Genomic DNA, 26441 nt, shown 5'->3' with positions numbered 1-26441 from the left:
AAAGCACTATAAAATAGCGCTGTAATATGAATAGTGTTAAAAGAATAATTTTTGCATACTTCACAAAAAACTACAAGGGAGCAACTAGCCTGACCTATTCATGAATAAATCAGGCTAAAACAGACACTCCCCTTGTAGCCTAACCAAATCACCCTTATCCTTGAATATTATTTTCTAAATCCACATCACAATTGGCATCAGCGCCTCCAAATCTTCTATCCTGACCTCCTTGTCTCCTCATTCCTTTATGAGCTGCACCTTGGCGAGGCTGTTTACCCTGGCGCATGGCTTTACCATGTCTTCCTTTATGTCCTCTTCCGGCATTGGCATCAAACATAACTTTTTGATCTTCAGACAATAAACTACGAACTTTTAGTCTGTTAGTAAAACTTTTTTTAGCTACTTCAGTTTTAAGTTCACCTATTTCTTCCAACAATTTATTGACTTTTTTGGTATCTACATTATCTCCAGTAGAAGCAGCTTTGAGTTCAGCCATTTTAATACCGATCTTATTTTTTACCGGAGTCATTTCCTTGGTAAAGGAAATTCTCAGAGCTTTTATTTCCTTCATCTGTGCATCTGTCAAATCCAACCCCTTTTGTGCGTCAAATCTACCATGTCCTGTTCTATCCCTTCGGCCATCCTGATCGTTATAACCCCATGCGCTTCCAACAATCAATACCCCTACTAGGGCAACGGCAATCATTAATCTTACTATTTTATTTGCTTTCATCGTTCTTTTTTTTTTATAAATAATCACTCAATCTGTTAATAAGGCTAAAATCGTTTCCCGACTTCAAAAGTTAATATTCACATAAGACACTAGTAATCGAATATGCATATAAACCTGAGCGTTTTCATTGTTACAACACGCTTCTAGCCTGACATTTTAGTTTTTCTGGGGATGCTCCGTTCCCTCACCTCTTTTGCGATTACGGAATTTCCCACGTTCTTTATGTCGAGCTGAAGGATCCATAATTCGGGTCATCAGCTCATCAAACATTCTCTTTTGTTTCTCATTACATAAACTTCTCATATTTACAAAGTACTGCATTGTCAACTGCTCCATCTGTAATTTATAGCTAGCCATGTCTTTAAACAATAGCTCACTGGAAGCATTGTGGCTGGTATCGGTAATAGTGCTTAACAAAAGCTTTCGAACAATATTCATGCTGTCCTTAACAGCCTCCACATTAACTGAGTAGGATGCTTTTAATTTAGCAAATTCTATTTTTTGTGCAGGACTTAATTTTAGTTTCTCGGCAAAAAAGTTCTTACTATCTTTGCCGCCTCTCCGTCCGGATCCATTACCAACTTGTTCTTTGTCATTATTACTCTTAGGAGTAGGTGAATCCCACCAAATCCTCCATGAAAAGATATTCAAGACAACCAGAAAGGCAATGATAATGATATAATGTTTTTTATCCATCTTAAATTATTAATTATCAAGCAGAACATCATCTGTCAAAATAAAATCGCTATTCCAGGCTGCATAATCATTTGCAGCTAATTCCACACCACTTTCGTTGGAAGTATCCATGGCCATCGAAGCATCATAGACGTAGTAATTAATTACATTAACGATGACCAGCAAAACTAAAGCTGGTCGCAAAATAGCGGATAATCTGGGTAACCATACAGATTCTGTTTCCAACTGTTCAACCTTACCCATTACACGTGTTGTAAAAAAAGGAGACGTCTTTACCCTATCTTTTTTCACACCGCTTTGCAATATAAGGTCAATTTCGTTTTCTATATTTTCATTAAGCTTCTTCATGATCGTTCTCCTTTCTTTATTAGACGTCAACATTTTATTCATCCCTCACTATTTTTTTACAAATATTCTTTTATTTGCTTTTCAAGTATTGCTTTCAACTTTTTACGTGCTCTCATAACCAGCGATTCAACACTCTTTACAGAGGTATTCATCATTTTGCTAACCATCTGTTGATTCATTCCTTCGATCTGCGTGAGCACAAAAGCCTCTTTTTGTCTACCTGAGAGTTTTGAGAGGCCCTTATATAACAGTTCTTTCCTTTGATTTTGCATCATTTCTTCATCCGGATGATTCATATGATCTACGGACCAATCATTATTTTTAAAATCATTGATATAAGATGTTAATCCGGCTCCCCTTTTTGTCCTTTTTTGCTTACGAATATGATCCAGTGATTTATTAGAAGCAATTCTAAACACCCATGTTGACAAGGAAGATTCTCCTTTGAACTTTCTCAATGATTTGAAGATCTCAACAAACACCTCCTGCGAAATATCCTCAGCATCGCTTAAGTCGTTGGTGTAGGAATAGCAAATATTCATTACCCGCTCCTTAAACTCATTCACCAAGGTTTCAAAGCTTTGGATATCGCCCTCCAATATTTGATTTACAAGCTCTTTATCTGATTGCACCATATGGTTGTAATGCTATTTTGAAATTTAGACGACATATTCTAAAATACCCCTCATTTAAAAGTAGTATAAAAAGGCATATCTTTTAAATATTTATTATTCTCATACACGTCACTACGCATTTAATATATCTTTTGCTTCCACAAGAAAGACATTTCGTTGTTTTCTGATTCATTTTTTCGTACAGCTCATTCCAACTTTTTTTATATCTTTAGTAAATCGATCGTTTATAATGTCTTAATCATATACAATCAATAAAATTGTGCAGCCTATGAACTGGCCATACCAAGAAATTATAACACATGGGTGCCTATTTTTTTACTTAAACTTATATATACATTGAAAATGAATTTAAGCATATTGAATGTGTATCTCATTTCTTTAATGGCAGAACAACGGTCATATCTTTTTCTATAGCTCACTAACATGAATGAATACTTGATACCTAAACCAACGATTTTTCAGCTAAAGAACATGAAATTATTTTTAACAATCTTCCTATTGCTATTATCCTGCCTAGAAGTTCAGGGAGAAAAAATAACGAATATTCTGCTACTCCACTCCTACCATACCGGCTATGAATGGACAGATCAATTAACCCAAGGCGTAATAAATGGCATGCAGCCCAAACATAAAACACGTGTATTTGTAGAATACATGGACTATAAACGCTTTCAAAACAAAGGCTTCTTCTATGAACTGGAAAATCTGTACAAATACAAATATAGTGATATAGCCTTAGATGGAATTATATGTGCCGACAATTATGCTTTCGACTTCTTTTTAAAAAAAGGTGATCACATATGGAACAAAAATATTCCAGTAGTAGTATGTGGTGTCAACAATATTCATCAATTAAAGTATAATCAAAACAGAATAAAAGGGGTAAAAGAAGAATTAGATGTTCGTAATACACTGAATGCCATCTTTCAGCTTCAACCATCCATCGATTCACTTGTGGTCATATCGGATCAAACTCTTTCAGGAAAAATATTTTTACAACAATTTTTAGATGTTTTAAGCCAATACAAACCACAACAGCCATACATCATTTTGGATGGCAGTAATTACAATGACTTTAAAAAAAGATTAAAAAATATAATTCCAGAACGCAAAGCCATCGTTCTATTAAGCCTATATACAGACAAATACAAAATTCCTGTAGAAATAAAACATGTAGGAGAAGAATTATTGAAGGACATACACATACCCATCTATAGCTTTTGGGATTTTTTGTTGGGAGATTTCATTGTAGGAGGAAGTCTTATATCATCCTACGATCAAGGCTATGATGCCGCTCATATATTAAAAAAACGCATTGAAAATCCGAATCAACATATAGAAAATTTGATGGATACAAAATACAGGTTAAAATTTGATTTCAATCTTATTAAAAGATACAAACTGAATGAACAACACCTACCCTCTAATGCTGTTTTTGAGAACAAGACTATCCCATCATATATTAAATTCAAGAAGCAATTATTATACTTTTTAAGTGCATTAATTATATTGATTATCATTATTCTATTTCTGATGACCAATATTATTAAACGAAAAAACATAGAGTTAAAGCTGATAGAAAGTGAGGAAAGACTAGAGTTGGCTTTAAATGGTGCCAATGAAGGATTGTGGGATATTCAGTTACGATCAAGAAATATGATTTATAATAATAACTTCGCTACACTTTTAGGCTATCGGTCTTCCAGAGAGTTAAAAATAGACATCAGTAACTGGCGAAAATTGTTCAAGCCAGATGATTTACCTCAAATAAAAGAAGCTTTAATTCTTCATTTAAAAGGTATTGAACCTATTTTTAAGTTAGAAATTCAGATGTACACTAAAAATGGCACATTACGTTATTTCTCCATCAGTGGAAAAATAACAGAGCGCGATTTAAATGATAAACCCTTGCGACTCACCGGAATTATTATGGAAATATCATCACAAAAAGAATTTGAAGCACAACTAAAAATAGCCAAAGAAAGAGCCGAAGAAAGTGACCGTTTAAAATCGTCATTTCTTGCAAACATGAGTCATGAAATAAGAACACCCATGAATGCCATACTAGGTTTCTCCGATATTTTGATGTGTCATGAATTGAAAGAAGATGAAAAATCAAACTATTTGTCCCAGATAAAGAATAGCGGGGAAACCCTGTTACATCTGATCAATGATATTGTGGATCTTTCTAAAATAGAATCAGGACAATTAATGATTCGAAAAGAAAAATTCGATCTTCATAAGATATTAAATAACATACAATTTGCCGGCAATTCACTTATTAAAGCAGGAAACAAATCCATATCATTGATTGTAGACAAAGAATCAAATACACCCACTAATTACATCTATTCTGATCCATTCAGACTGCAACAGATTATCTTAAATCTAATATCTAACGCCGTTAAATTTACCCACGAAGGAGAAATTGTACTTATGTACAAACAAAATAAAAACCATATTCTCACTATCAGTGTATCCGACACTGGCGAAGGGATATCCCCTGAAGATCAAGCTATTATATTTGACCGTTTCAGACAGGCAGAAAAAACCACCAAGAAACTACTTTCAGGAACAGGACTCGGCTTATCCATATCAAAAAGTTTGATTCACCTTTTGGGTGGCGAAATATATGTAGAATCAGATCTCAACAATGGATCTACCTTCACCTTTACAATTCCAACTATTTAGTCTTTGTAAGAAATGCATTTTCAGACTTCTTTTTATATGGTGACCATGGTCGCTCCAAAGCCGTATTGTTCAAACGAGGCATCTTGATAACTATGCCAAGTATAATTTTTTTTCAAATTTTTAATGATTTCTGATTTAAGAATTCCGTTACCCTTTCCATGAATAAATACAATTTTGCGATTGGCTTGATTTTTATTTTCTTTCATTATTTCGTGAAACTTAGTCAACTGATACTCCAGCATTTCTTTATTTGACATACCTCTTGTATCATCCAAAAGCTCATGGATGTGTAAATCTACTTCCAAAATTTCTTTATCATTCCTTCGTACAGCCTTTTTCCCTTTTGGCTTTTGTTCTTTTTGAGCCACCACATTTTTAATATCCTTGGCAGACAACTCCTCCAGTTTTTTCTCAAAGGTGTCTTTCACTAAATATACCAACAGGGCCTTATCGTCCATATAGTCATTGCTCACATAACTATTGTCTTTTAACAGTTTAGAACCTGATAATTTAATTTTTTTCACCAAAGGTTTATAAGGCGTATACTCCTTACTTTTTCGGAATAGCATTAGCTGACATTCATATTCAACCCCATCCACATAATGAATAGCCATATTATCCAGCGCTATTTTGGTGTTAGGTTCAACAACGCCATGATAAGCATTACTTATTTTAGCATTGTTATAACGACCGATCGTATAAAAAACAAAAAAGTTTGAATCATTTACTAAATACAAACGAATATTACCTGTTAAACTCTCATCTCTGGTGCAAGCTAGCATTAACTTGGGTTCTCCTTCTTCAGGACTCTCTTCGAACTCATAACCGTCTGGTTCAACTTGGGAAGTTTGATTAGCTGGTGTATCTACTGTCGCTTTTTTACCAACAATAACCACTTCTGTTCTGAGGGCCGGGACTTCAAATCCATCTTCATCCAGCACATATATCATTTTGTCTCCTTCTGTACGACTAACAACTCCTCCGCCTACTTCATTTAAAAATCTTACTTTATCTCCGACCGAAATTTTCATTTGTATATATTGTTTGTAATTTATCAAAATCTGATTAGCTGTAAAACACCCATCCTTTACCTGTGTCGTCTGACAATGTTTTACAGTCATCCTGGTTTATACTTCATTTGTACATTTCATCTTATCCTTCTTCATCAATGATGATTTCCTAAGACATCATCACAAGCAGACACTTACTACTGAACAATAAGGATATACATACTTAACAATAAACCAATTAGCAACAACTAAATTAGATTCTGTCTTTATAATACAGACCCCAATCTTATACAGCATCAATCGTACTTCCTCCCCCCTCCTGTATTCGCTGCTAATATCTCGTGGCCACCCCCTGATGTAAAGCCCCTATATAATAACAAGTATTATTGCTTGCGCATCACAAATATAGGTTTATTAAATTCGAATACCTAAGTATAAACCGGGCTAATTTTTTATTTTTGCATGCGAAATAATTTAAGAATGATGAATACACAGGCCATAAGGATTGAAGATTATACATACGAACTACCCGAAAATAAAATTGCCAAATACCCCTTACAAAACAGATCAGATTCAAAACTACTGGTTTTTAATCAAAACATTAGGGAATACAGTTTTAATGATATATCCTCATTATTACCCCCTAATAGTCTGCTGTTATTCAACAATACCAAAGTAATACAAGCCCGTTTAAATTTTCAAAAACAAACCGGAGCAAATATTGAAATATTTTGTTTGGAGCCTGTGGAACCATCTGACATTGCCATGATTTTTCAGGCAAAAGAAAAAGCTACATGGAAGTGCATTGTTGGAAATTCAAAAAAATGGAAAGAAGGAAGCTTATCAAGAGACATCTATGTAAATGGAACTGAAGTCCACCTAAGTATTTCACGTGAAAAAAATATGGAAGATACTCAACTTATCCAATTCTGCTGGAATAGCAAAGATGTGAGCTTTGGTGACCTGCTTGATGCCATAGGCAACATTCCAATTCCGCCATACTTGAATCGTAAATCAGAAGCAATAGATACTTTTCGTTATCAAACCGTTTACTCAAACCATAAAGGCTCAGTAGCGGCACCTACGGCAGGACTCCATTTTACAGATGAGATATTAGCCCAAATAAGAAAAAACAATATACACACAGCTCCGGTTACCTTACATGTAGGAGCAGGCACTTTCAAACCTGTGAAGTCTGCATTGATAGGTGAGCATGAAATGCATATTGAACATTTTTTTGTGGATATGCCAACACTGGATCTTATTTTAAAATACGAAGAGGATATTACTAGTGTAGGAACCACTACCGTTCGTACACTAGAGAGTTTATATTGGCTGGGTGTAAAATTATTGGAAAATAAAAACGAACTATATGTTAATCAATGGGATGCCTACCACCTGCCACAACATTACAATTTACAAGAAGCGATTGGCAGACTGAAACAATATTTAATTGATGAAAAAAGGAACATTCTTGAAAGCCATACAGGAATTTTAATTGCTCCTGGCTACGATTTTAAAGTCGTTAACAGACTGATCACCAATTTTCATCAACCAAATAGCACCTTATTATTGCTTGTTTCTGCCTTTACCAAAGGAGATAATTGGAAAAGGATTTATGATTATGCCTTAACTCATGACTTTAGGTTTTTAAGCTATGGTGACAGCTCATTACTCTACAGAGGAGAAGAATCAACACAGAGCAAATACTAAAGATAAGGAGCAAGACAAATACCCCTTTCTGGTTATACAATTATAAGAACATATTAATGTCGCAAAAAAGTCAAAACCTATGTAACACCTGGTAATTGGCAAGATAATATTGGATTATAGGCTACTAGAAAGCACATTAGCAATTATTTTCTTATATTGATTACTATTCAATTTAAACCAATAAATTATGAATGGTACACCTCCGAAAGGTATATTTGAAAAGATGCTCAATTGGACAGAAAGAGCAGGAAACGCGCTTCCACATCCGGCTACCCTTTTTGCCCTATTTGCATTAGCCGCCATATTGTTTTCTGCGCTAGGAAGCTTTCTACAATGGGAAGTGATTCATCCTGGCACCAAGGAAACCATTGTTCCTGTCAATCTGCTTTCCCGCGACGGACTACACCGCATTATTTTAGAAATGGTAGATAACTATACCGGCTTTGCTCCATTGGGCATTGTATTGGTAGCTATGCTAGGAATTGGAATTGCGGAACAAAGCGGACTAATTAGTGCCATAATACGCTTGCTGGTGCTCAATACAAAAAAACATCTTCTCACTTTTATCTTAGTTTTCACAGGCATACTCTCTAACCTTGCCTCCGATGTGGGGTATGTATTATTAATTCCCCTGGCAGGGGTTATTTTCATGGCCGTAGGTAGACATCCCATTGCTGGTATGGCAGCAGCTTTTGCTGGCGTATCCGGAGGCTTCAGCGCCAATCTAGTATTAGGTACGGTAGATCCATTATTAGCCGGGCTTTCACAGGAAGCTGCACATATTTTGGATGCCAGTTACCAAGTAAATGCCACCGCCAATTATTATTTCATGGTGGCCTCTACGTTTGTCATTGCTTTTGCTGGGACATTGGTAACAGAACGTGTGGTAGAACCAAGGTTAGGCCCTTATGTACAAAACCAAGAAGACAAAGAGGAAAATTTTGAAAAACTAAATGTATTAGAAAAAAAAGCGCTTAAATATGTACTGTTGGGCTTTACCCTGGTATTTTCGCTCATATTAATAGGAATTATTCCATCAAGAGGTTTTTTACGTGGCGATGATGGCGGCATACTTAATTCTCCTTTAATAAAAGGTGTAGTAGCCATGCTATTTATCGTGGCTGGTGCATTGGGACTGGTATATGGTTTTATAACCAAGACCTTTAAAAATGATGCGGACATCATGAATGGGATGGGTAAATCCATGAAAACCCTGGCATCGTATCTTGTTCTTGTGTTCTTTGCGGCACAGTTTGTTGCTTATTTCAAATGGAGTAACTTAGGCATTATACTTGCTGTCAAAGGAGCCGACCTGCTCATGTCCACCAATATTGGTCTGATACCACTCATGATATTATTTATATTACTTTCTGCGGTGATCAATATGCTCATGGGCAGTGCCTCAGCCAAATGGGCTATTCTTGCCCCTATTTTTATTCCTATGTTTATGATCATGGGCTATTCTCCGGAACTTTCGCAGGTGGTCTATAGGATTGGAGACAGCGTGACCAACGTGATATCACCCATGATGAGTTTTTATGCGCTCATCATTGCTTTTGTACAAAAATACAATCCTCAAGCTGGAATAGGAACGATTATCGCTACCATGCTTCCATATACAATTGTATTTTTAATTGCCTGGATATTACTATTGGTGGTGTGGTTATTGACAGGTCTACCCCTTGGACCAGGAGCCGAAATATATTATCATATGCCTTAAACAAAATTTCCATCCTCGTTGTACACTGACCATTCAATTGTAATTGAATGGTCAGTGTCTAAAATTCAACCCAATGGGGAATAAGGTTAATACTGAACCCGGAAAATGTATTAGAAAATCTATTACGAATTAATTAATTTTTCAGTAATAGTCTATCTTGCTATTACTTTTATCACCTACTAAATCATAGGGTTCTTTAACTATTGTAAATATGTCATTTTTTGAGAATCTCATAACCTTAATGAATAAAACCTTCTAATGCTTTTATCATCCGGGTTAAATCAAATGAAACATAAAAAAAACTCGTTAGGATGATATCCCAACGAGGTTTTTTATTATTTCTTTTTAAAGAAACCTTCAATGGCATTTTTTACCTTATCATCTTTTAAAATCTCCTTCACTACCTTTCCTGCTTCCTTTTCCAACTCCTTCCCTACTTGTTTTTGCGCCTCGGAAAGATCTAGACTCAGTTTTGGATCCATAGCCGTCCCTTTTACAATCACATCGATAATTACATCTTCGCCGGAAGATGCAAAACTACCGCCCAACAAACTCATTGCTCCTGCTATATCCTTGCGAGAAACGGGTGCTTTCACCACATAATTTAATGATTGATCAAAGCCTTGTTCTCCACTCACCTCTATCTTACTATCAAACACCTTGGCCGTAAAAGGCTCAACAATGATTTTACCATCTTTCATGATAAAATTAATGTTCAAATCTTCTGCTTTCATTGTCCGGTACTTATCCTTTTTAAGCAGATCAGCCATATTATTCAGCACTTTGGAATTGCTTACCTCAATAGATTTTGATTTGAGATTTCCACCTCCGGTAATAGAGGCAATAATTGGCATCATCGTACTATCAAGCAAACTATTGTACTTAAAGTCCGCAGAAACTTTTCCTTTGGAGTTTTTAGCAATGGGCATCAAAGAATCAATCACACTAAATGAATTAGCTGTTTTTGTAATATCAATATTACTCGCATCAAAATTAAAATCAACGAAAGGTTTCTTTACATTTTGCGTATTGTACTCGCCGACCATCTTCATTCCTCCATCAAGTAGGTCCATTGATACTCCATTAAGTACCACTTTGCCATCTCGCACCGTAACCTGCCCCTTCGTATTATCTATGGTAAGTTTATCATATAAGATCTTTCCAAATGTAGATGTAAAAACGAAATCAATATTTTTCGGTACCTCCATTAATTCGAGTGCCGTTGTATCTTCTGCACCTACAGATTCTTCTTCATCCATACCAACCAAAAACTCATTCACATCCAACAGCTTCGAAGAATGCTTTAAAGAACCCCTAATGGTTTCATCTTTAAATATATAAGGCAAATAATTTTCTATTTTGCCACTTAAAGCAAAATCGGATCTCCCCACCTTACACTCAAATTTATTTAAAGATATTTTTTGTGGACTGAATGACATCAACGCCTGACTAATGATTACATCAGGTAAATCGGCACTTGAATAGTAGAAGTCGTCCAGTTTCATTTGTCCATTCACTTGCACCGCCTCATAGTTTTCCTTTTCGATCATGGCCATGTTACCATCCAAAGTCACATCCGCATCTACAATTCCTTTTATATCGAAGCTATCCAATGGAATAGCGTCTTTTAATGATCCTAAATCAATCACGCCAACCATTCCTCCTTTAAATTGTGCATTACTTACAGGAGTCATTAACATTAGAGAAGCATCAAAAGGATTTTGGCCCAACTCAAAATGAAATTTTTCAATATTTGTAATGGTATTATCCGGCGATCCTCCAGTGTTATGGGCAAGTACTGAGATATTGATATCGTTAATGGACTTAGGCAGGTCGGGATACTTAATTTGACCATTCTCAACCCTTAAAACAGCATCAAAAGCAGGTAAATTATCTGCGTCTTTGTAAATTCCTTTTGCACTCGCCTCTAAAGCCAGCGTTCCTGTTGTTTGAACATTTTCCAGATCTGTCAAAAACTCCTTGGGAATCAAAGCCAACAGTGATTTAAATGTCGTTTCTTTTGCAGCGAGCTTCACATCCAGCTGATAACCTTCATCAAGCATACCCACACTCCCATCAAAGCCTAGATTTAGATCGTTTACCATCAAATCATTTTCCTCAAAGGAGAACACCATATTAGTCATATCTGCAAGTATTCCAGCCACCAGACTAACTTTTACCTTATTCATATACTTGGTATTTTCCATTGTGACATTCACTGCATCAATAGAACTTTCTAACTGTAATTGAGTGGTAGCTGCCGACATATCGCCAGATAGATCTAAATTGAGATGTTGAATTTCAGCATCTAGATCCATGGTTTGATCTTCATAACTTATGACCGCATCATTGATTTCAAAACTTTTTAAATTAATGGTAAAATCACTATTCTCACTTTCTAATGTATCAATTTCTTCCTCAGCTAGTTCACTGGCCTTAACAATATCCCAGTTAACGGTAGAGTCGGCCAACACCTTTGCTCGAACCAAAGGCTTATCAATCAGAATATGCTCTACCGACAGACTTCCTCCAATAGCACTCATCAAATCAGCAGATAAAGAAAAGTCATCCAGGTATAGCAAGGTATCGCCCTGAAATTTTTCAACACCAACAACACTTAACTCCGACATCCCCACCGACACATTGGGAAAATGCTTGATCAACGAAAGAGAAAAATTACCCCAATCGACCTGAGCCGCTAGTTGATTATTAATTTCTTCTTTCACCAATCGTTCGATCTTCCCTTTAAAAAACAAGGGCGTAACAATTAATAATAATAGAATAAAAAGAAATATTCCAACGGTGATTTTTAAAAACTTCTTCATTGTACTATGTGGTTTTATTATGCTATTAATAACAAATTCATTTTCGAAAATTACGTAATCAAAGTTAACTAATTAAACTTATCATCTAAAGTAGAATATTAATAATTTAGTTTTGAACTAAACAATTTTTCTTATTATCACTTAAATAAACTACTTAGTGTTATATTTAGTCAGACAATAGGTAAAAACTATACATGTTACATTTGACCATTATATCAAAACCATGCGAATAGATAAAAATCACGTTGAAAAAAGAATAAAATCGTACGACGATATTTTAATAGCTAATAAAGTTTGGGCACAAACCATGCTAAAGGAGGATAAGGATTATTTTAAGCGTCTGGCCTTGGGACAGTCTCCTGATTATCTATGGATTGGTTGCTCAGACAGCAGGGTTCCAGCTGCTGGCGTTTCTCAAACAGAACCAGGAGAGTTATTTGTTCACAGGAATATTGCCAATCAAATAATCACCAACGATTCAAACATCATGAGTGTTATTAAATATGCGGTTGATTATTTAAAAGTTAAACACATCGTAGTATGTGGTCACTACGGTTGTGGTGGTGTTATTGCAGCCATGGAAAGGAATAACGATGAATACCTGGGAGACTGGCTGTCGGGCATTAAAGATTCTTATAAAAAAAACAAAGCCGAAATCATGGCTCTGGATGACGAAAAACAAAGAATCAACCGCCTATGTGAGATAAATGTAGAACGACAAATTGAAAAACTTGCTTTGACCTCTATTGTGCAACACGCTTGGGACAAGGGCCAAGAATTGCAATTGCATGGCTGGATATTTGACTTGGAAACTGGATTGATCAACCCGCTTACCGAAATACTGTCCAACGAGCGTCAATAACTCAAACCCTATATAACCATCTATTTGTAAGTGAGCAATATCCATGAGGAATGCAAACTATCAATCATCAAATACAGAACGATAAAACTAAAGGATGTTCCGAACAAATCGAAACATCCTTTTATCTTTTTTAAGGTATCAACCATTATAAGCTAGCCAGATAATCATTTACATTTTTTTCGATACGGGCAGCTATATTATCACCCTCAGCCTTTACAAACTTATCTCCTGTAATTTGTTCATATAGTTCAATGTATCTTTCCGAAACACTTGATACATATTCAGGAGTCATTTGTGGCACTTGTTGCCCTTCCTTACCTTGGAAACCATTTTCAATAAGCCATTGACGAACAAACTCTTTTGACAATTGTTTTTGCTGCTCTCCCTTATTTAAACGTTCCTGAAATCCTTCGGAATAAAAATAACGTGATGAATCTGGTGTATGAATTTCATCGATGAGATATATTTTACCATCCTTTTTACCGAACTCATATTTGGTATCCACTAAGATAAGTCCTTTTTCGGCTGCCATCTCAGTGCCTCGCTGAAATAACTCTTGTGTATATTTTTCCAACATAAGATAATCCTGCTCACTCACCAATCCTTGCTTTAAAATTTCTTCACGAGAGATATCTTCGTCATGTCCCACATCGGCCTTCGTAGTAGGTGTGATAATGGGATGCTCAAACTTCTGGTTTTCTACCATTCCTTCGGGTAATGGAATACCACATAGCTCTCTTTTTCCGGATTTATATTCTCGCCAGGCATGCCCGGTCAAATACCCACGTATAACCATCTCCACCTTGAAAGGTTCACACATATGACCTACAGTGACCATAGGGTCTGGTGTCGCAATCTTCCAGTTGGGAACAATATCTGCGGTAGCATCCAAAAACTTTTCTGCAATCTGGTTCAAAACCTGTCCCTTAAAAGGAACTCCTTCGGGCAGGACCACATCAAAAGCTGAAATCCTATCCGACACTACCATCACTAAATACTGGTCGTCGATATTATATACATCACGAACTTTTCCCACATAATGCCCTTTTTGCTTTGGGAAATTGAAATCGTTTTGAACAATTGCCTTACTCATCTCTCAAAAATTATAATTTATTACTATAAAAGTTTTTCCATTGCTGAAGCTTCTCGTTTCATCTCTAATCTTAAATAAATGTTTTTAAGATATTTGATATATTTTTTCTCAGATGGATATTGTTTTCTTATATCCTCAAAAAGACCTTTCGCCACTCTATAGTTGGCCGAAACCTTTTTTAAATCACGTTTTAGATAAACGTAGGCTGTATAGTTTTTGTTCTTATTATACTTGGCCATTTCTCTCTTATATCCTTCTTCTGCTAAATTATAATAATATATAGCTTTCCATTCTTTGGCCCGGTTATAGTCCGGATTTTCTTTTATCAGATGATTGCAAAAAGTCAAAGCTTCTTTATTTTTATTGGCTTTTTCTAAAGCTAGCAAATAGGCCATACTTTCTTCCTCATTGGGCTTCTCTAAATCTGGGTACACTTTTAATATGGACTCCTGATCATTCGTACGCAACGCAGTCGCAAATAACTCTTTAGCAAGATAACGTCCTTCACCATTTTCATTTAAAAATATAGCATATTGGTTTAATGCGGATGCTAAAATATCAATGTTACCTCCCGCTTTGCTATTTTCGATATAACCTTTAACTCCAGTCATTGTGATGCTATCCGCTAATGATTGCGAAAAATAGTCGGAGGCAACATCGTATTTTTTTAATTGGGCAGCACAATCGGCAGTCTTCAATAGAATATCAACAGGCACCTTTAACTTGGCACTTTGGTAGCTGGTAATTAATGCCGTTAATTGCTCATAGGCCTGTAAATAATTATGTTCGGCGTAAGATGCCATGGCAACAGATTTGCCACTCTCTATCTTTTTTAAAGGACTACAACTATATACGACTCCTAATAATATGCTTACTGCAATAAAACCCTTTATTAATCTCATAAAAATCTGTTTAAAATTAAATACTGTTTTTTTATATAGTTCTAGTTCTTTTGATAGTGGCAAAGATAAAAAAAAGCCTATTGTAAACCAGCGCAATTCATTTTTAGACGCATTTTTTTCGGTAGGACGTGTGTAATTGTAAAATAAAATTCTATTTTTGTGCTCGCTTAATCAACGGCTTATTATTTACACACGGAATTAGCTCAGTTGGTAGAGCACTGGTCTCCAAAACCAGGTGTCAGGAGTTCGAGTCTCTTATTCCGTGCAAACAAAATTTGGAGAGGTGACAGAGTGGCCGATTGTGCACGCCTGGAAAGCGTGTGTACGGGTGACCGTACCGGGGGTTCGAATCCCCCCCTCTCCGCTGAGTGCAAAAGCAATTTAAAGAAAAACCCTGTAAGTCGACACTTACAGGGTTTTTTAATGCACAAAAGAGTGCATTAAAAAGAAAAAAAATAATGTATGGTTGATTTCCTTTTATTTTGCTGGTATTCGTATTTTAGATGTTGTAAAATTAAAATGGTCTGATTTTAAGGATGATAGGCTGTATTACGTTATGAATAAGAACGAGAAGCCTTTAAGCCTTAAAGTTCCCGAAAAAGCGAAAGCTATTCTAGATTTTTACAAAATGAACAGAAAAAATAATGGTGGATATATCTTTCCTTTTTTAAATGAAGTCCGGCCAAATGATGATGAAGATTTTTTTACTAAGACTAGAAATGCCACTAAACTCTTCAATAAATTTTTAATTAGAATCGCTGCCCAATGTGATATTGACAAAAGCTTATCTAATCATATTGCGCGTCACACTTTTGGAAATATTGCCGGGGATAAAATCCACCCATTAATGTTACAGAAGCTTTACAGACATAGCGACTTAAAAACTACTTTAAACTATCAAGCAAACTTTATTCGTAGAGATGCTGATGATGCTTTGGATAGTGTAGTCAGTTTTTGAAACCTGAATTAACTATTATACGCATTATCTAATATATCACTAATTGCATTTCTAATCCTCTCCATTCCTTCGGGTGTGTTTATGTCTATTTCGCAAAAAAGGGTATCTGTCGATTTGGCGTGCAATACCATATAATAGACGCCAGCTACCAATAGTGCTGATATCGCTCTTATATCAATATTCTTCTCTTCCAGTTCTTTATCGGTCAGCTCAAAAATCTTAGAACCAAGTCGTTCCCTATCTTCACAAACCTCGTACATAATCTGTGTTTTTTTGCTAATTTCCCATAAAATGAGTTTTTGCATTTCTGCATTATTATAAAAATAATCCAGTTGGTTTTGCAACATGCAATCGATAATTTTTTTAGTATCCCGACCATTATTTTCTACAATCAATTGCTTAGTATTCCCCGATGCAGCAATCCAATAATCCTTATTTCTAACATAGGTTTCCACTAAGTCATCAACCGAATCAAAATAAATTGTTATAAGGCGACGACTCAAACCAGCTGCTTTTGCAATATTGGTTGCCGTTAACCCAATGTAACCTTTGCTTTTGAGCACCTTTCCAACTGCATTTATAAGCTTCTCTTTTGATTTTTCCTTATCATTTATCTCCCCCTGATATTTCTTTCTGGCCATAGTTTCGCTTGTTCCGTGTTTAGGTAATAAAAATATGTTTTTTAATGTAATAAACGGCCTGTATAGGTAAAAGACCTCCTGTTTTGAGTATTCAAGCCCCTAAATAAAGTTTATTAGCTTTTGGAAATACCCAACTTTCGATTGACATAATCGAATCCGTTTAGAGCCTTGTCCAGATGTTCTTTGGTATGGGTAGCCATTAAACTTGTTCGGATACGGGCATCTTTACGTGAAACACCAGGGTATATAATAGCATTGGCATAAACCCCTGCCTTAAGAAGTAGTCTTGCAGCAATGCCTGTTTTGTGAGCATCGCCTATTTTAATTGGAATAATTGGGGATTCAGTGATTCCTACATCTAACCTCATATCTAAAAGTCCCTTTTTAAAGTACGTTACATTTTCTGAAAGCCTAGCACGCCATTCGGGCTCTTCATCAATTAAATCAAGTGCCACCAACAAACCATTCATTGCTGGCGTGGAATTAGAAGAAAAAACATACTGACGGGATTGGAATTTAAGGTAATTGATGACTTCTGGTTTAGAAATGATAAAGCCACCGATGTGTCCAAAAGCTTTGCTTAAAGTTCCAGATATGATATCAACTTTATTCAACAAATCAAACATTTCAATCACACCTCTACCTCTTTTGCCTAAAACACCAATACCATGCGCATCATCAACCATAAGGAAAGCACCATAGTGTTTTGTGAGTTTATAAATTTCATCCATTTTGGCAAGATCTCCATCCTGGGAATACACCCCATCAATAATTACAATTCGTGTATGATATTTCGATTGGACTTCAGATAAAGCCCGCTCCAAATAATCAAGGTTGTTATGAGGGAATCTTTTGATATTCGTTTCCAATAATCCTTCATAAACACTTGCGTGTACAGCCATATCCACAATGGCACAATCGTTATTTTTCAACATGGACAGCAAAGTGGCACTATTTGCTGTATAACCCGTTGTGTAAACCATCGAAGATCCTTTAGACCTATCAAAAAAAGTGGACAGTTTATTTTCTAATTTGGTATGATATTCATGATGCCCACCAATCAATGGCGATGCACCTGCTCCTGTTCCATATTTTTGAAGACCTTCAATAGCAGCAGCTTTAACTTTAGGATGTTGGGTAAAGCTTAAGTAATCATTGGACACAAGACTGATACATCTTTTAGGTGTTTGCTGAAAAGGGGTGCTTAAAAATATTTCAGGTCCACAACCATCATGGGTTACAAAACCATAATTCATTCGCCCTTCAACTTCCATGTAATCGGTAAAATCCTTAAAAAACCCTGCCCTTTGAAAAACGTTCATATCAGGAATGCTTTCAAAATCTTTAAAACTTGCTTTACTGAAATCAATATTGTGGGTATGTGTCAATTCCATAGGTTGAGGATTTAAAGATATTAAATTTCCCGTACATGGGATAATTTTTTCAATGAAAAGTTTTAAATAAAAAAAACTCTATAAACCCAAATACTTAAAGGCTATTTACATGTATTGAAAATAATATTAAAATTTTAACACTAAATTTTCCCACTATCGGGAAAATTAATTAAATTTGTATTGACCTTGAATTAAGATCCTTAATAAATAAGCATTATTATTTCTTCCTGTTCGTCTGATGAAGAATTCTCAACTATAAACGATACTATTGAAGCGAATGCTAAAAATGTGAATTTAAAAACAACTATGGAGAATGACACGACCATAGTAAATGATATTATTTTACCTTTAAAAGGGAACAGGGATACGCTGAGAAAACCAGCGGCATTAAAAAGTCTATCTTTTACAGATCGTTATGAAATTGATCAGTTGAATGAAATTCCAATATATTTAAAAGTAATGGGCAATTCTACTAATAAACAGTTCATCACCGCTTCGACTAGAGGGGCTGAATTAACTATGGATACATACAGAGGAAATATATCGCAACAATATTATATTAAAATTTTACCTGCATCTACTGGGATTCCATATTTGATATATTCTAAAATTACTAATACCCCTTTGAGTGTTGGTTCATACCAAAGTAATCCAGATGTGAAAGTACTTTATGCTAGAAGTGATGCAAGTGGTTCTCTGTTTGGTTCTTCTTGGGACTTCAATAAAGGAGAGTATACTAATAACTCCTTTGTAATTGAAAATCAAGATTTTCCAGAATCGGGTGGAGGTTCTTGGTGGGACATCTATTATAATGTAATCACGGTTGATAATAGTAAAATTTTATTTTCAAAATATAATAATAGCCCTCGTCAAGAATTCGAGATTATACCTGTCGAAACGTTTGTTGTTGAAGAAATTCAATTTGACGTCGACGCTGGTTCAATATTGTCAAATGTACCATTACAGGTTTACAAAGAGGGATATACTAATAATGGACCCATAGAGCAAACGTATACATTTGCTGTCAACAAGTCATACACCCAATCTTCTGACTTTAAAAGATCTACATCATACAAGGTCTCACTTTCAACTACAGTCGAAACTGGAGTCCCATTTATTGCTAAAGGAGAGATATCTGCTTCTACAGAGTTCGGACAAGAGTTCACCTATGGTGAAAGTGAATCCACAACTATTGCTGTCAATCGTAGTTATCCAGTAAAAGTACCTGCCAACTATAGAGCAGATCTTTCCTTAACTTTCATTAAATACAATATGGATGTAGATTATATTGCTACCTGTAGAGGGCTCACTTCTGGAAAAATAATAGAAATAAAGGGAGTTTGGAGCGGTGTTGATGTCGAGGAAACAGATGCAAATCTTACACTCACCCCACTTGATGGAGGCACTATACAAAAAATGAAAATATCACAAGAAATGCTGGATTCAAAGAAAGTGATTGAATTGAAATGAAATATTTTATAAGTATTATACTATTACTAAGTTTGTTCCTCTCTTGTGTTGGTTACAGGAAAACAATATTTACCTTGAATTCAGTAAGATTAGGGGATAGTATTGACTCAGTAACTAAAAAATATGGCAACCCTTTTAAGAATGATGTTTATAATCAAAATGATATTTATTTAACGAAAATTTATTATAAAGAAGTTGTTGACGTATCTACTTATATATATATGCTGACAACTGTATTAACTTTTAAAGATTCTATTTTAATAAACATTGAACAAAAAGAGAATTATCTGCCAGATGGAAAGAATATAATTAGTGTAGAACCTGTTAATGACAACACCCCTTAAAGTATTAATGATTAATAGCAAGAACAAGGAACCTTATACAAAGATTTAATATCATCTTAATACCTCCTAGATTAGATACACGAAGATTATTCTTTTCGGAGTTCTACATCCCTGTTTGTTTGAAAGGACTATGACAATTAAGTTGATCGTTTCGGTCTCGTTATTTCTCAATAAACAGCTATCTTAGTATCTTAAAAAAGTGATGTTAATTTTATCAAAACATTAAAAAAAATGAAATTACTGCGTTTATTTACCCTGTTTTTTTTACCTATTTACTTTATCTCGTGTAACAGCGATGACGATGATAATATATCTCAGATACAGCCCTCTACAAGCTTGATCCAAATGGAAGGGGAAGGGGGAAGCATAGAGGTGTCCTTTACAAGTGGTGATTGGAGGATCACTGGGGTAACGAATACAAATGGAGATGTCGGAATAAGCGGAGACCGTTACTCCGTTGATGATGAACTTACTCGCGAAAACTATAAATTATCGCTGGAAGGGCTCGGAAGAATGGAGGCTTTTGGCGGAAGCAAGGGTTTTGTCATCACCAGAAATACCCCCACTTCCCTCAATATCGAATTGAAGGAGAACAGTTCCGGTGTGGACTTCAATTTTACAATAGACCTTCAATCCGGGGATGAATCAAAAAAGATCATTGTTGAACAAAAGAAATCACAGGGTTATAATTTCAAAAGCATTGAATACGCCCTAAAGGAAAATGATGGCGATTCGCTTTTTATAAGAAATGGCGCAGGTTACAAATTCAGCATCCCTTCACCTCAAGAGTTTTCCTTTTCCCCTTTCAACGGAATAGAGATCAACAGGAAGACCTATTTTAAGAGCAATGAGAAGGACGCATTCGTCTGGCTTAAAAACGACTCCGTCAGGGTCAAAGTTCCATCCTCCATCGATAATGCGAATATTTATATCACCGAGCAAAAAGAGGTCTATACAAACCTGACAACTAAGTTTGACCATGGATTTGAGCAAACGGAAACGGTAACTATACCTTCAGGGCAGTCCGAGTTCTATACCCAGATCCAATTCCACAAACGCACGGTCTCCTATACTTTATATCTGACCAATAAAAGGACGGGAGAAGAAAAGACGATAGAAGGTAAATGGGTCGAGATTGCCCCAACAGGTAAATATGATATAAAGTGGAAAAACTAGGTCGAGCAGTAAATAACAGAAAATATATATAACGAATTAAGATACTTCTTTTTAGAAGTTAAATTATTTGATAATTAGTGATTTAAAGTGAAAGCTTGAAATAAAACTGGCTCTCCCATTCAACTACCTCCTAAAATTAGGATAATTCCTTTTATAAATTATTTTTTAACAAAACAAAAATTCTACCTACTAAAACAGGAAATACCAGATTTGAGAAGTATATATCAAGCTAATATGTAAGGCATGGAAGTTTCTTTAGAAACGTTCGTACAGATAATAAAAATCTACATTTTTCATTAGCTTCTAGCTATCTTCTTGTGATTTACTATGCGGAAGCTAATTGGAATTTAATAGATGTATTTGAACATTCTTTGAGTTTCTATCATACTCCAAAAGAATCTGGACCTGGGTATTGATATAATGTGAGGAAGCAGACTGAATCGTGTGTTCTCGATTATTTTAAATACCTCGGTAACTACTACGACAATTGGAAAAGGGATAGATACCTCTTATCTCGCCAATGGTAATGTGGTTTCAACGCAATTTAATGGTAAGTCTTCGGTCTTTCACATATTGCGACCTTCATACTAGCGCTGTTTCTTTGATGGCAAAAAATGAGAATGACATTAACAACATTTAAGCGTTTGTATAAGGATTACCAGGAATCAGATTTGAACATAAAAGATTTCTGTACCAACCAAGATTTGGCTCCTTCCACTTTTTATTACTGGCGAAACAAATTGGAAGAGGCACTAGCACATGAGCCAGATAGCTTTGTTCCACTAGAATTTGACAGTAATCCGTTAGCGACGAACAACCAATCGAGTCCATCTATCATCAAGAGTAAGCCTACTTTAAATAATGATGCTCCCATTGAATTCGTATTTCCCAATGGCACCAAGATGCTACTAAGAGATAATATAAACACGCAAGTATTAAAAACAATTGTTCACTTATTTGATTAAGTCTGATGTTTCATTTACACGATAAACTTAAATACTTTCTATATCCGGCACCAGTGGATATGCGTAAAAGCTTTTACACACTCAGCGGCATTGTAAGCTCCTTGATGAAGCGTAATGTTCAGGACGGTGAAGTTTTTATATTTGTTAACCGTAGGCTGACCACCATGAAAATACTTCATCTAGAACACGGCGGGTTGGTAATTTACCATAAGAAGCTCGATAGTGGTGTTTTCAAACTTCCTGCATTTGATGAAAGCCTCACATCTCACATTATAAGTTGGCACGATTTAATGTTGATTGTAAAGAATGTGAAGCCTAAAAAAAGGCTCTTAAAGAGGTGACAAAAAGAAGCAATTTTTTAGGATTTTTAGATTGATAAAATTGGCTATAAGCCTTGATTTTACTATCTTTAAGCTCGTAATCAAGCAGTGATAAATGAGCGATTTTTCAAGCAATAAAGATGTGTTAATACAGGAGCTTCTCCAGGAACGTGACGAGATGTTTCAGGAGCTTTCCCGCTTGCGAAAAAATGACAATAGGGTTCTGGACACTTTGGAAGCTAAAAACAAAAAATTAGAGGCTATAGTCGCTAAAAAAGAGCAGCAAATTAAAAAGCTGATCGACCAGCTTGCTTGGTTTCGCCATAAGTTTTTTGGCAATTCTAGTGAAAAGCATATTGCCGAAGATCCCGATCAACGAAAGATCGATTGGGACGGACTGGAGGTCGTTGCAGAAGAGAAAGCTATCATTGAAAACGCAGAAAAAGAGCTTATCGAATATGAGCGCCGCAAGCCTGTAAAAAACAAGCAGAGGCCAGTTCGTCAACCACTTCCTGACCACCTTAGACGAGAGGTAGAAGTTATTGAACCGGAAGGTAAACAAGATAACTGGGTGCGTATTGGCGAAGAAGTAACAGAAATACTCGAACACAAGCCCGGAGAGGTATATGTACGTCGTATAGAACGTCCTAAATATGCAGTAAAGCAAGAATCAGTATCACCGGATATTGCTACAGATCAAAACACCGAAGAAGCATCAGCTATCCGTATTGGTTCAATGCCATTATTGCCTTTGCCACGCAGCAATGCAGGGCCTTCTTTATTGAGCGAGCTGATGATGAATAAATATTATTTCCACCAGCCTTTTAATCGCCAAATGGCCATGTTCAAAATGATTGGTATAAAATTACCTGCATCCACCATTAATGGTTGGTTTCAAGGAAGCTGTGATTTACTAAGAGCTCTTTATGCACGTTTAAAAGAAATCGTTCTAAAATCTGATTATATTCAGGTTGACGAAAGTACCATTCCTGTTATTAGCAACGAAAAGCACAAAGCACAAAAGGCTTATCTGTGGATGGTTCGATCAGTAATGAATAACTTGGTTTTCTTTCACTACGACAAAGGCTCCCGAGCACAAAAAGTGATACTTCCTTTATTAAAGGATTTTCAGGGAGCTCTTCAAACCGATGGATATCAGGCATATTCAATCTATGAGCAAAAGAAAGGTGTTTTGCTTCTGGGTTGTTGGGCTCATGCGCGCAGGAAATTCTCCGAAAGTCTAAAAGAAGACAAAACGGGGGCTGAATACGCATTGGCACAAATTGCTAAAATCTATCAAGTTGAGCAAATGGCCACCGATCAGAACATGAATTACAAGCAAAGAGCTGAACTACGAAAGCGCTTGGCTTATCCAATCATGCGTGCTTTTGAAAAATGGATCGAAGGCTATTACCCCAAAGCGCTACAAGGAGGAAAGATGAGTAAGGCGCTGGCTTATACATACAATCTTTTCTTACGTCTGTCTCGCTATCATCTTGATGGCCGATATCTGCCTGACAACAACGGAGCTGAAAATGCAATTAGGCCGGTAGCTGTTGGAAGAAAAGGCTATCTGTTTTGTGGCAACCATGATGCCGCAGAAAATGCAGCAATTATGTACTCACTACTGGGATGCTGCAAAGCCAGTGATGTAAATCCTCGCGAATGGCTTACAGATGTATTTTCTAAGATTGCGTTATATAACAGCAATTATGATTTAGACTTGGCTGATCTTTTGCCGCACAATTGGAAAAAGTCTAATAGTTGTCAGAATATTCCAAAAAACACCCACTCATTTCGATGAATTCCAAAAGATTCCAGTAAAACTTGGAGAATTCCAACGCTCCAATCGACGTCCCGCTTGGAGCTTCTTTTACTTTTGTAATATGTTGTAGACCGCATATTTACCATATATTTACTATGTGTTTTTATTTTAATTTTATTTTATTGATACTAAACTCCATTTTACTAATATCATTTTGGGCTTCATTAATTCTTGAATTAGTATAATACAATGTATTATCATAAATACTAAAAGAGTCTGCCCATCTAATTTGTTTACCTTTGGCAACAACACTTATTTTACCATTAGAAAGATTTAGTTTGTTAATTGAATTATTTTCCAAATCTGCATAAAACAGGTTTCCTGTATTACCCATAATCATTCCGTCGGGTGCTGCTGTTTTTGATACAAATTTTACACTTTCTTCAATTTCTTGAAGATTGTTTGATATTAGTTTATCTGTTGCAATAGCATATAAATCATAGCCAGTAAGCGCATGGAAGTATAAAATGTCATTTTGAGTGTCTAAGGCTATTCCGTCTGAATGTACAGTATTATTCCACACGCCATTATCAAAAGTGAGTTGATTTACCTCCGCTAATGTAGATTTATGATTATCTAATACCCTAACTGATTTTCCAGAGTTCATATCAAGCACAACAAGTCCAGCATGACCAGAATCTGTCAGATACATTTTTCCATTTTTCTTATCTACACGTAAATCATTGATATATGAATCTTTATGAAAACTAGCTTCGTTTAATTGAAAGGTTTTTTTGAGTTGATTCGTATTTAAGTCAAAAGCAAAAACCCTTGGGTTCTCTATAACACCATTAAATAAAGGATTTCTAGTATCCAGAACATATAACATATTTTCAAAAGCTACAACGGACTGTATTGCTACAAACACGCTGTCTGAGGTAGGTGTTTCTAATTTCCAACTGTTCCATTTTTGATTAGGAAAAGGAATTGATTCTCCATTATGGAGCACTTCAACAACTGAATTTTCAACTCCTGCTCTCCAACGTGGAAAATTAGCAAACATACGTCCTTTATCAGAAACTGATACACCTGTAACTTGCTGTCCTTTAAAAGCTACAATAGTTTCAATATTTACTTTGTTTGACTTGCAACTAAACAATGCTATAGTAACAAATAAGATTATAATTTTTTTCATTTTAAGGATTATTAATTTTGATATGCTCCAGAAGAATAAGTTAACTCATAACTGTGTGTGTATATTTCAAATATAATTCCAAAAGGATCTTCTACATAAACCATTTTATAAGGCTTTTCTTTTGGATAATATTCTCTAATTGGCATTCTTTGTTTTCCTCCAGCTTCTACAATTTTATTCGTTAAATCTTCAATATCGGGATCTTGTATACAGAAATGGAAAAGTCCTGTATTAAAAGGGTTAAATTCTGGTGCTTCTTTTTTTCCGTGTAAAAAAGAAAAAAGTTCAATCCCAACACCATCAGAGGTTGACATATGAGCTATCTGAAATTCTTCCCATTCATTTCCAAAGACATCAATGCACATCTGTCCAATTGCTGTATCGGTTTCTTTTTTTACCGTAGAAGGCTCCATTATAACGTACCACCCCATTACTTCTGAATAGAATTTTACGGCTTCTTTAATGTTAGGTACTGTAATTCCGATATGAGAAAAAGACTTTGGATAATTTTTTATATTCATAACATGTAATTTTATAATTTACACTTTAAAATTAAACTATATTTGCATAGCAAACAATAACTTACTAAAAAGTTACATAGTTACTCAAATGAGTAAAATACTGATTTATAACATTATAAAATATACATTTTGAGTTGTATTAACACTTGTCCACTATATTACACAATGAATTTAATTGGAACAAAATGGAAGCCTTTGGTTTTATTTCATTTGTTAGATGGAGCTTTACGTTCTGGAGAGTTACAAAAAAAAATTCCAGATATTTCAAATAAAATGTTTACCCAAACAGTGAGAGAACTGGAAGAAGATGGACTAATATGCAGAAAAGTTTATCCTGTAGTACCTCCGAAAGTAGAATATTATTTAAGTGTAAGAGGCAAATCACTTGAAGATATTCTATATCGTTTAGATAAATGGGGGTCTGCGCACCGTTTGGTTGATTAAATATTTACAACAAGTAAAAT

Annotated in this window: 24 protein-coding genes and 2 tRNA genes; 14 read left to right on the top strand and 12 right to left on the bottom strand. The window is 35.5% G+C overall.

Annotation, left to right across the window (positions count from 1 at the left end):
- Positions 1 to 154: 154 nt before the first annotated feature.
- The 4 genes from CYTFE_RS0105995 to CYTFE_RS0105980 form a co-directional block, all read right to left on the bottom strand.
- On the bottom strand, positions 155 to 733 hold the full coding sequence (locus CYTFE_RS0105995) for a Spy/CpxP family protein refolding chaperone (RefSeq protein ID WP_027471069.1): 579 nt from the start codon (positions 731 to 733) through the stop codon (positions 155 to 157).
- Positions 734 to 889: 156 nt separating this feature from the next.
- Positions 890 to 1429: a Spy/CpxP family protein refolding chaperone gene (locus CYTFE_RS0105990; RefSeq protein ID WP_027471068.1), complete on the bottom strand. Its 540-nt coding sequence runs from the start codon at positions 1427 to 1429 to the stop codon at positions 890 to 892.
- 9 nt (positions 1430 to 1438) lie between these two features.
- Positions 1439 to 1819, bottom strand: coding sequence for a hypothetical protein (locus CYTFE_RS0105985; protein ID WP_027471067.1), 381 nt, complete (start codon positions 1817 to 1819; stop codon positions 1439 to 1441).
- A gap of 14 nt (positions 1820 to 1833) precedes the next feature.
- On the bottom strand, positions 1834 to 2412 hold the full coding sequence (locus tag CYTFE_RS0105980) for an RNA polymerase sigma factor (RefSeq protein ID WP_044212286.1): 579 nt from the start codon (positions 2410 to 2412) through the stop codon (positions 1834 to 1836).
- A 471-nt stretch (positions 2413 to 2883) separates the two neighbouring features.
- Between CYTFE_RS0105980 and CYTFE_RS0105975 the strand changes: the two genes are divergently transcribed.
- Positions 2884 to 5103 (top strand): sensor histidine kinase, encoded by a 2220-nt coding sequence (locus tag CYTFE_RS0105975; protein WP_044212307.1) that lies wholly within the window; start codon positions 2884 to 2886, stop codon positions 5101 to 5103.
- Positions 5104 to 5135: 32 nt separating this feature from the next.
- On the opposite strand, the gene CYTFE_RS0105970 is transcribed toward CYTFE_RS0105975, so the two are convergent.
- Positions 5136 to 6134, bottom strand: coding sequence for a Smr/MutS family protein (locus CYTFE_RS0105970; protein WP_027471064.1), 999 nt, complete (start codon positions 6132 to 6134; stop codon positions 5136 to 5138).
- A gap of 459 nt (positions 6135 to 6593) precedes the next feature.
- On the opposite strand from CYTFE_RS0105970, the gene CYTFE_RS0105965 reads away from it, so the two are divergent.
- Positions 6594 to 7826 (top strand): S-adenosylmethionine:tRNA ribosyltransferase-isomerase, encoded by a 1233-nt coding sequence (locus CYTFE_RS0105965; RefSeq protein WP_235208019.1) that lies wholly within the window; start codon positions 6594 to 6596, stop codon positions 7824 to 7826.
- A gap of 187 nt (positions 7827 to 8013) precedes the next feature.
- The gene (locus tag CYTFE_RS0105960) at positions 8014 to 9546 is read left to right on the top strand and encodes an AbgT family transporter (RefSeq protein WP_027471062.1); all 1533 of its coding nucleotides are present in this window, start codon (positions 8014 to 8016) and stop codon (positions 9544 to 9546) included.
- 335 nt (positions 9547 to 9881) lie between these two features.
- Here CYTFE_RS0105960 and CYTFE_RS0105955 read toward each other — a convergent pair whose 3' ends face one another.
- Positions 9882 to 12371, bottom strand: coding sequence for an AsmA family protein (locus CYTFE_RS0105955; RefSeq protein WP_027471061.1), 2490 nt, complete (start codon positions 12369 to 12371; stop codon positions 9882 to 9884).
- A 223-nt stretch (positions 12372 to 12594) separates the two neighbouring features.
- Between CYTFE_RS0105955 and CYTFE_RS0105950 the strand changes: the two genes are divergently transcribed.
- Positions 12595 to 13233 (top strand): carbonic anhydrase, encoded by a 639-nt coding sequence (locus CYTFE_RS0105950; protein ID WP_044212285.1) that lies wholly within the window; start codon positions 12595 to 12597, stop codon positions 13231 to 13233.
- A gap of 145 nt (positions 13234 to 13378) precedes the next feature.
- On the opposite strand, the gene CYTFE_RS0105945 is transcribed toward CYTFE_RS0105950, so the two are convergent.
- Together CYTFE_RS0105945 and CYTFE_RS28460 are read right to left on the bottom strand one after the other, a co-directional pair.
- The gene (locus CYTFE_RS0105945) at positions 13379 to 14326 is read right to left on the bottom strand and encodes a phosphoribosylaminoimidazolesuccinocarboxamide synthase (protein ID WP_027471059.1); all 948 of its coding nucleotides are present in this window, start codon (positions 14324 to 14326) and stop codon (positions 13379 to 13381) included.
- 23 nt (positions 14327 to 14349) lie between these two features.
- On the bottom strand, positions 14350 to 15228 hold the full coding sequence (locus CYTFE_RS28460; protein WP_154665622.1) for an outer membrane protein assembly factor BamD: 879 nt from the start codon (positions 15226 to 15228) through the stop codon (positions 14350 to 14352).
- Between the two features lie 192 nt (positions 15229 to 15420).
- Between CYTFE_RS28460 and CYTFE_RS0105935 the strand changes: the two genes are divergently transcribed.
- The 3 genes from CYTFE_RS0105935 (at position 15421) to CYTFE_RS25225 (ending at position 16186) form a co-directional block, all read left to right on the top strand.
- Positions 15421 to 15493: transfer RNA gene (locus tag CYTFE_RS0105935), tRNA-Trp, on the top strand.
- Between the two features lie 12 nt (positions 15494 to 15505).
- Positions 15506 to 15592: transfer RNA gene (locus tag CYTFE_RS0105930), tRNA-Ser, on the top strand.
- A gap of 102 nt (positions 15593 to 15694) precedes the next feature.
- On the top strand, positions 15695 to 16186 hold the full coding sequence (locus CYTFE_RS25225; protein WP_200871239.1) for a tyrosine-type recombinase/integrase: 492 nt from the start codon (positions 15695 to 15697) through the stop codon (positions 16184 to 16186).
- Positions 16187 to 16194: 8 nt separating this feature from the next.
- On the opposite strand, the gene CYTFE_RS0105920 is transcribed toward CYTFE_RS25225, so the two are convergent.
- The gene (locus tag CYTFE_RS0105920; RefSeq protein WP_027471058.1) at positions 16195 to 16827 is read right to left on the bottom strand and encodes a TetR/AcrR family transcriptional regulator; all 633 of its coding nucleotides are present in this window, start codon (positions 16825 to 16827) and stop codon (positions 16195 to 16197) included.
- Between the two features lie 113 nt (positions 16828 to 16940).
- Complete coding sequence (locus CYTFE_RS0105915; protein WP_027471057.1) at positions 16941 to 18221, bottom strand: aminotransferase class I/II-fold pyridoxal phosphate-dependent enzyme; 1281 nt, start codon at positions 18219 to 18221, stop codon at positions 16941 to 16943.
- Positions 18222 to 18509: 288 nt separating this feature from the next.
- On the opposite strand from CYTFE_RS0105915, the gene CYTFE_RS30480 reads away from it, so the two are divergent.
- From CYTFE_RS30480 to tnpC, 6 genes are all read left to right on the top strand, one after another.
- The gene (locus tag CYTFE_RS30480) at positions 18510 to 19691 is read left to right on the top strand and encodes a hypothetical protein (protein ID WP_152541691.1); all 1182 of its coding nucleotides are present in this window, start codon (positions 18510 to 18512) and stop codon (positions 19689 to 19691) included.
- Positions 19692 to 19765: 74 nt separating this feature from the next.
- Positions 19766 to 20035 (top strand): hypothetical protein, encoded by a 270-nt coding sequence (locus CYTFE_RS0105905; protein WP_200871237.1) that lies wholly within the window; start codon positions 19766 to 19768, stop codon positions 20033 to 20035.
- 231 nt (positions 20036 to 20266) lie between these two features.
- The gene (locus CYTFE_RS0105900) at positions 20267 to 21211 is read left to right on the top strand and encodes a hypothetical protein (protein ID WP_027471054.1); all 945 of its coding nucleotides are present in this window, start codon (positions 20267 to 20269) and stop codon (positions 21209 to 21211) included.
- 614 nt (positions 21212 to 21825) lie between these two features.
- Positions 21826 to 22176: an IS66 family insertion sequence element accessory protein TnpA gene (gene tnpA / locus CYTFE_RS0105895; protein ID WP_044262614.1), complete on the top strand. Its 351-nt coding sequence runs from the start codon at positions 21826 to 21828 to the stop codon at positions 22174 to 22176.
- Between the two features lie 5 nt (positions 22177 to 22181).
- Positions 22182 to 22517 carry an IS66 family insertion sequence element accessory protein TnpB gene (gene tnpB / locus CYTFE_RS0105890; protein WP_027470460.1) on the top strand — a complete coding sequence of 112 codons (336 nt, stop codon included), beginning with the start codon at positions 22182 to 22184 and terminating at the stop codon, positions 22515 to 22517.
- Between the two features lie 94 nt (positions 22518 to 22611).
- Complete coding sequence (gene tnpC, locus CYTFE_RS0105885; protein ID WP_044262612.1) at positions 22612 to 24300, top strand: IS66 family transposase; 1689 nt, start codon at positions 22612 to 22614, stop codon at positions 24298 to 24300.
- A 124-nt stretch (positions 24301 to 24424) separates the two neighbouring features.
- Here tnpC and CYTFE_RS0105880 read toward each other — a convergent pair whose 3' ends face one another.
- On the bottom strand, positions 24425 to 25456 hold the full coding sequence (locus CYTFE_RS0105880) for an L-dopachrome tautomerase-related protein (RefSeq protein ID WP_027471051.1): 1032 nt from the start codon (positions 25454 to 25456) through the stop codon (positions 24425 to 24427).
- Positions 25457 to 25467: 11 nt separating this feature from the next.
- Entirely contained in the window at positions 25468 to 25977 is a 510-nt protein-coding gene (locus tag CYTFE_RS0105875; protein WP_027471050.1) for a lactoylglutathione lyase family protein, read from the bottom strand.
- Between the two features lie 165 nt (positions 25978 to 26142).
- Between CYTFE_RS0105875 and CYTFE_RS0105870 the strand changes: the two genes are divergently transcribed.
- Positions 26143 to 26421 (top strand): winged helix-turn-helix transcriptional regulator, encoded by a 279-nt coding sequence (locus CYTFE_RS0105870; RefSeq protein WP_044214208.1) that lies wholly within the window; start codon positions 26143 to 26145, stop codon positions 26419 to 26421.
- Positions 26422 to 26441: the final 20 nt, after the last annotated feature.

The organism is Saccharicrinis fermentans DSM 9555 = JCM 21142 (assembly GCF_000517085.1).
Lineage (GTDB): Bacteria > Bacteroidota > Bacteroidia > Bacteroidales > Marinilabiliaceae > Saccharicrinis > Saccharicrinis fermentans.
This window is presented reverse-complemented; position numbering and strand designations above follow the sequence as displayed.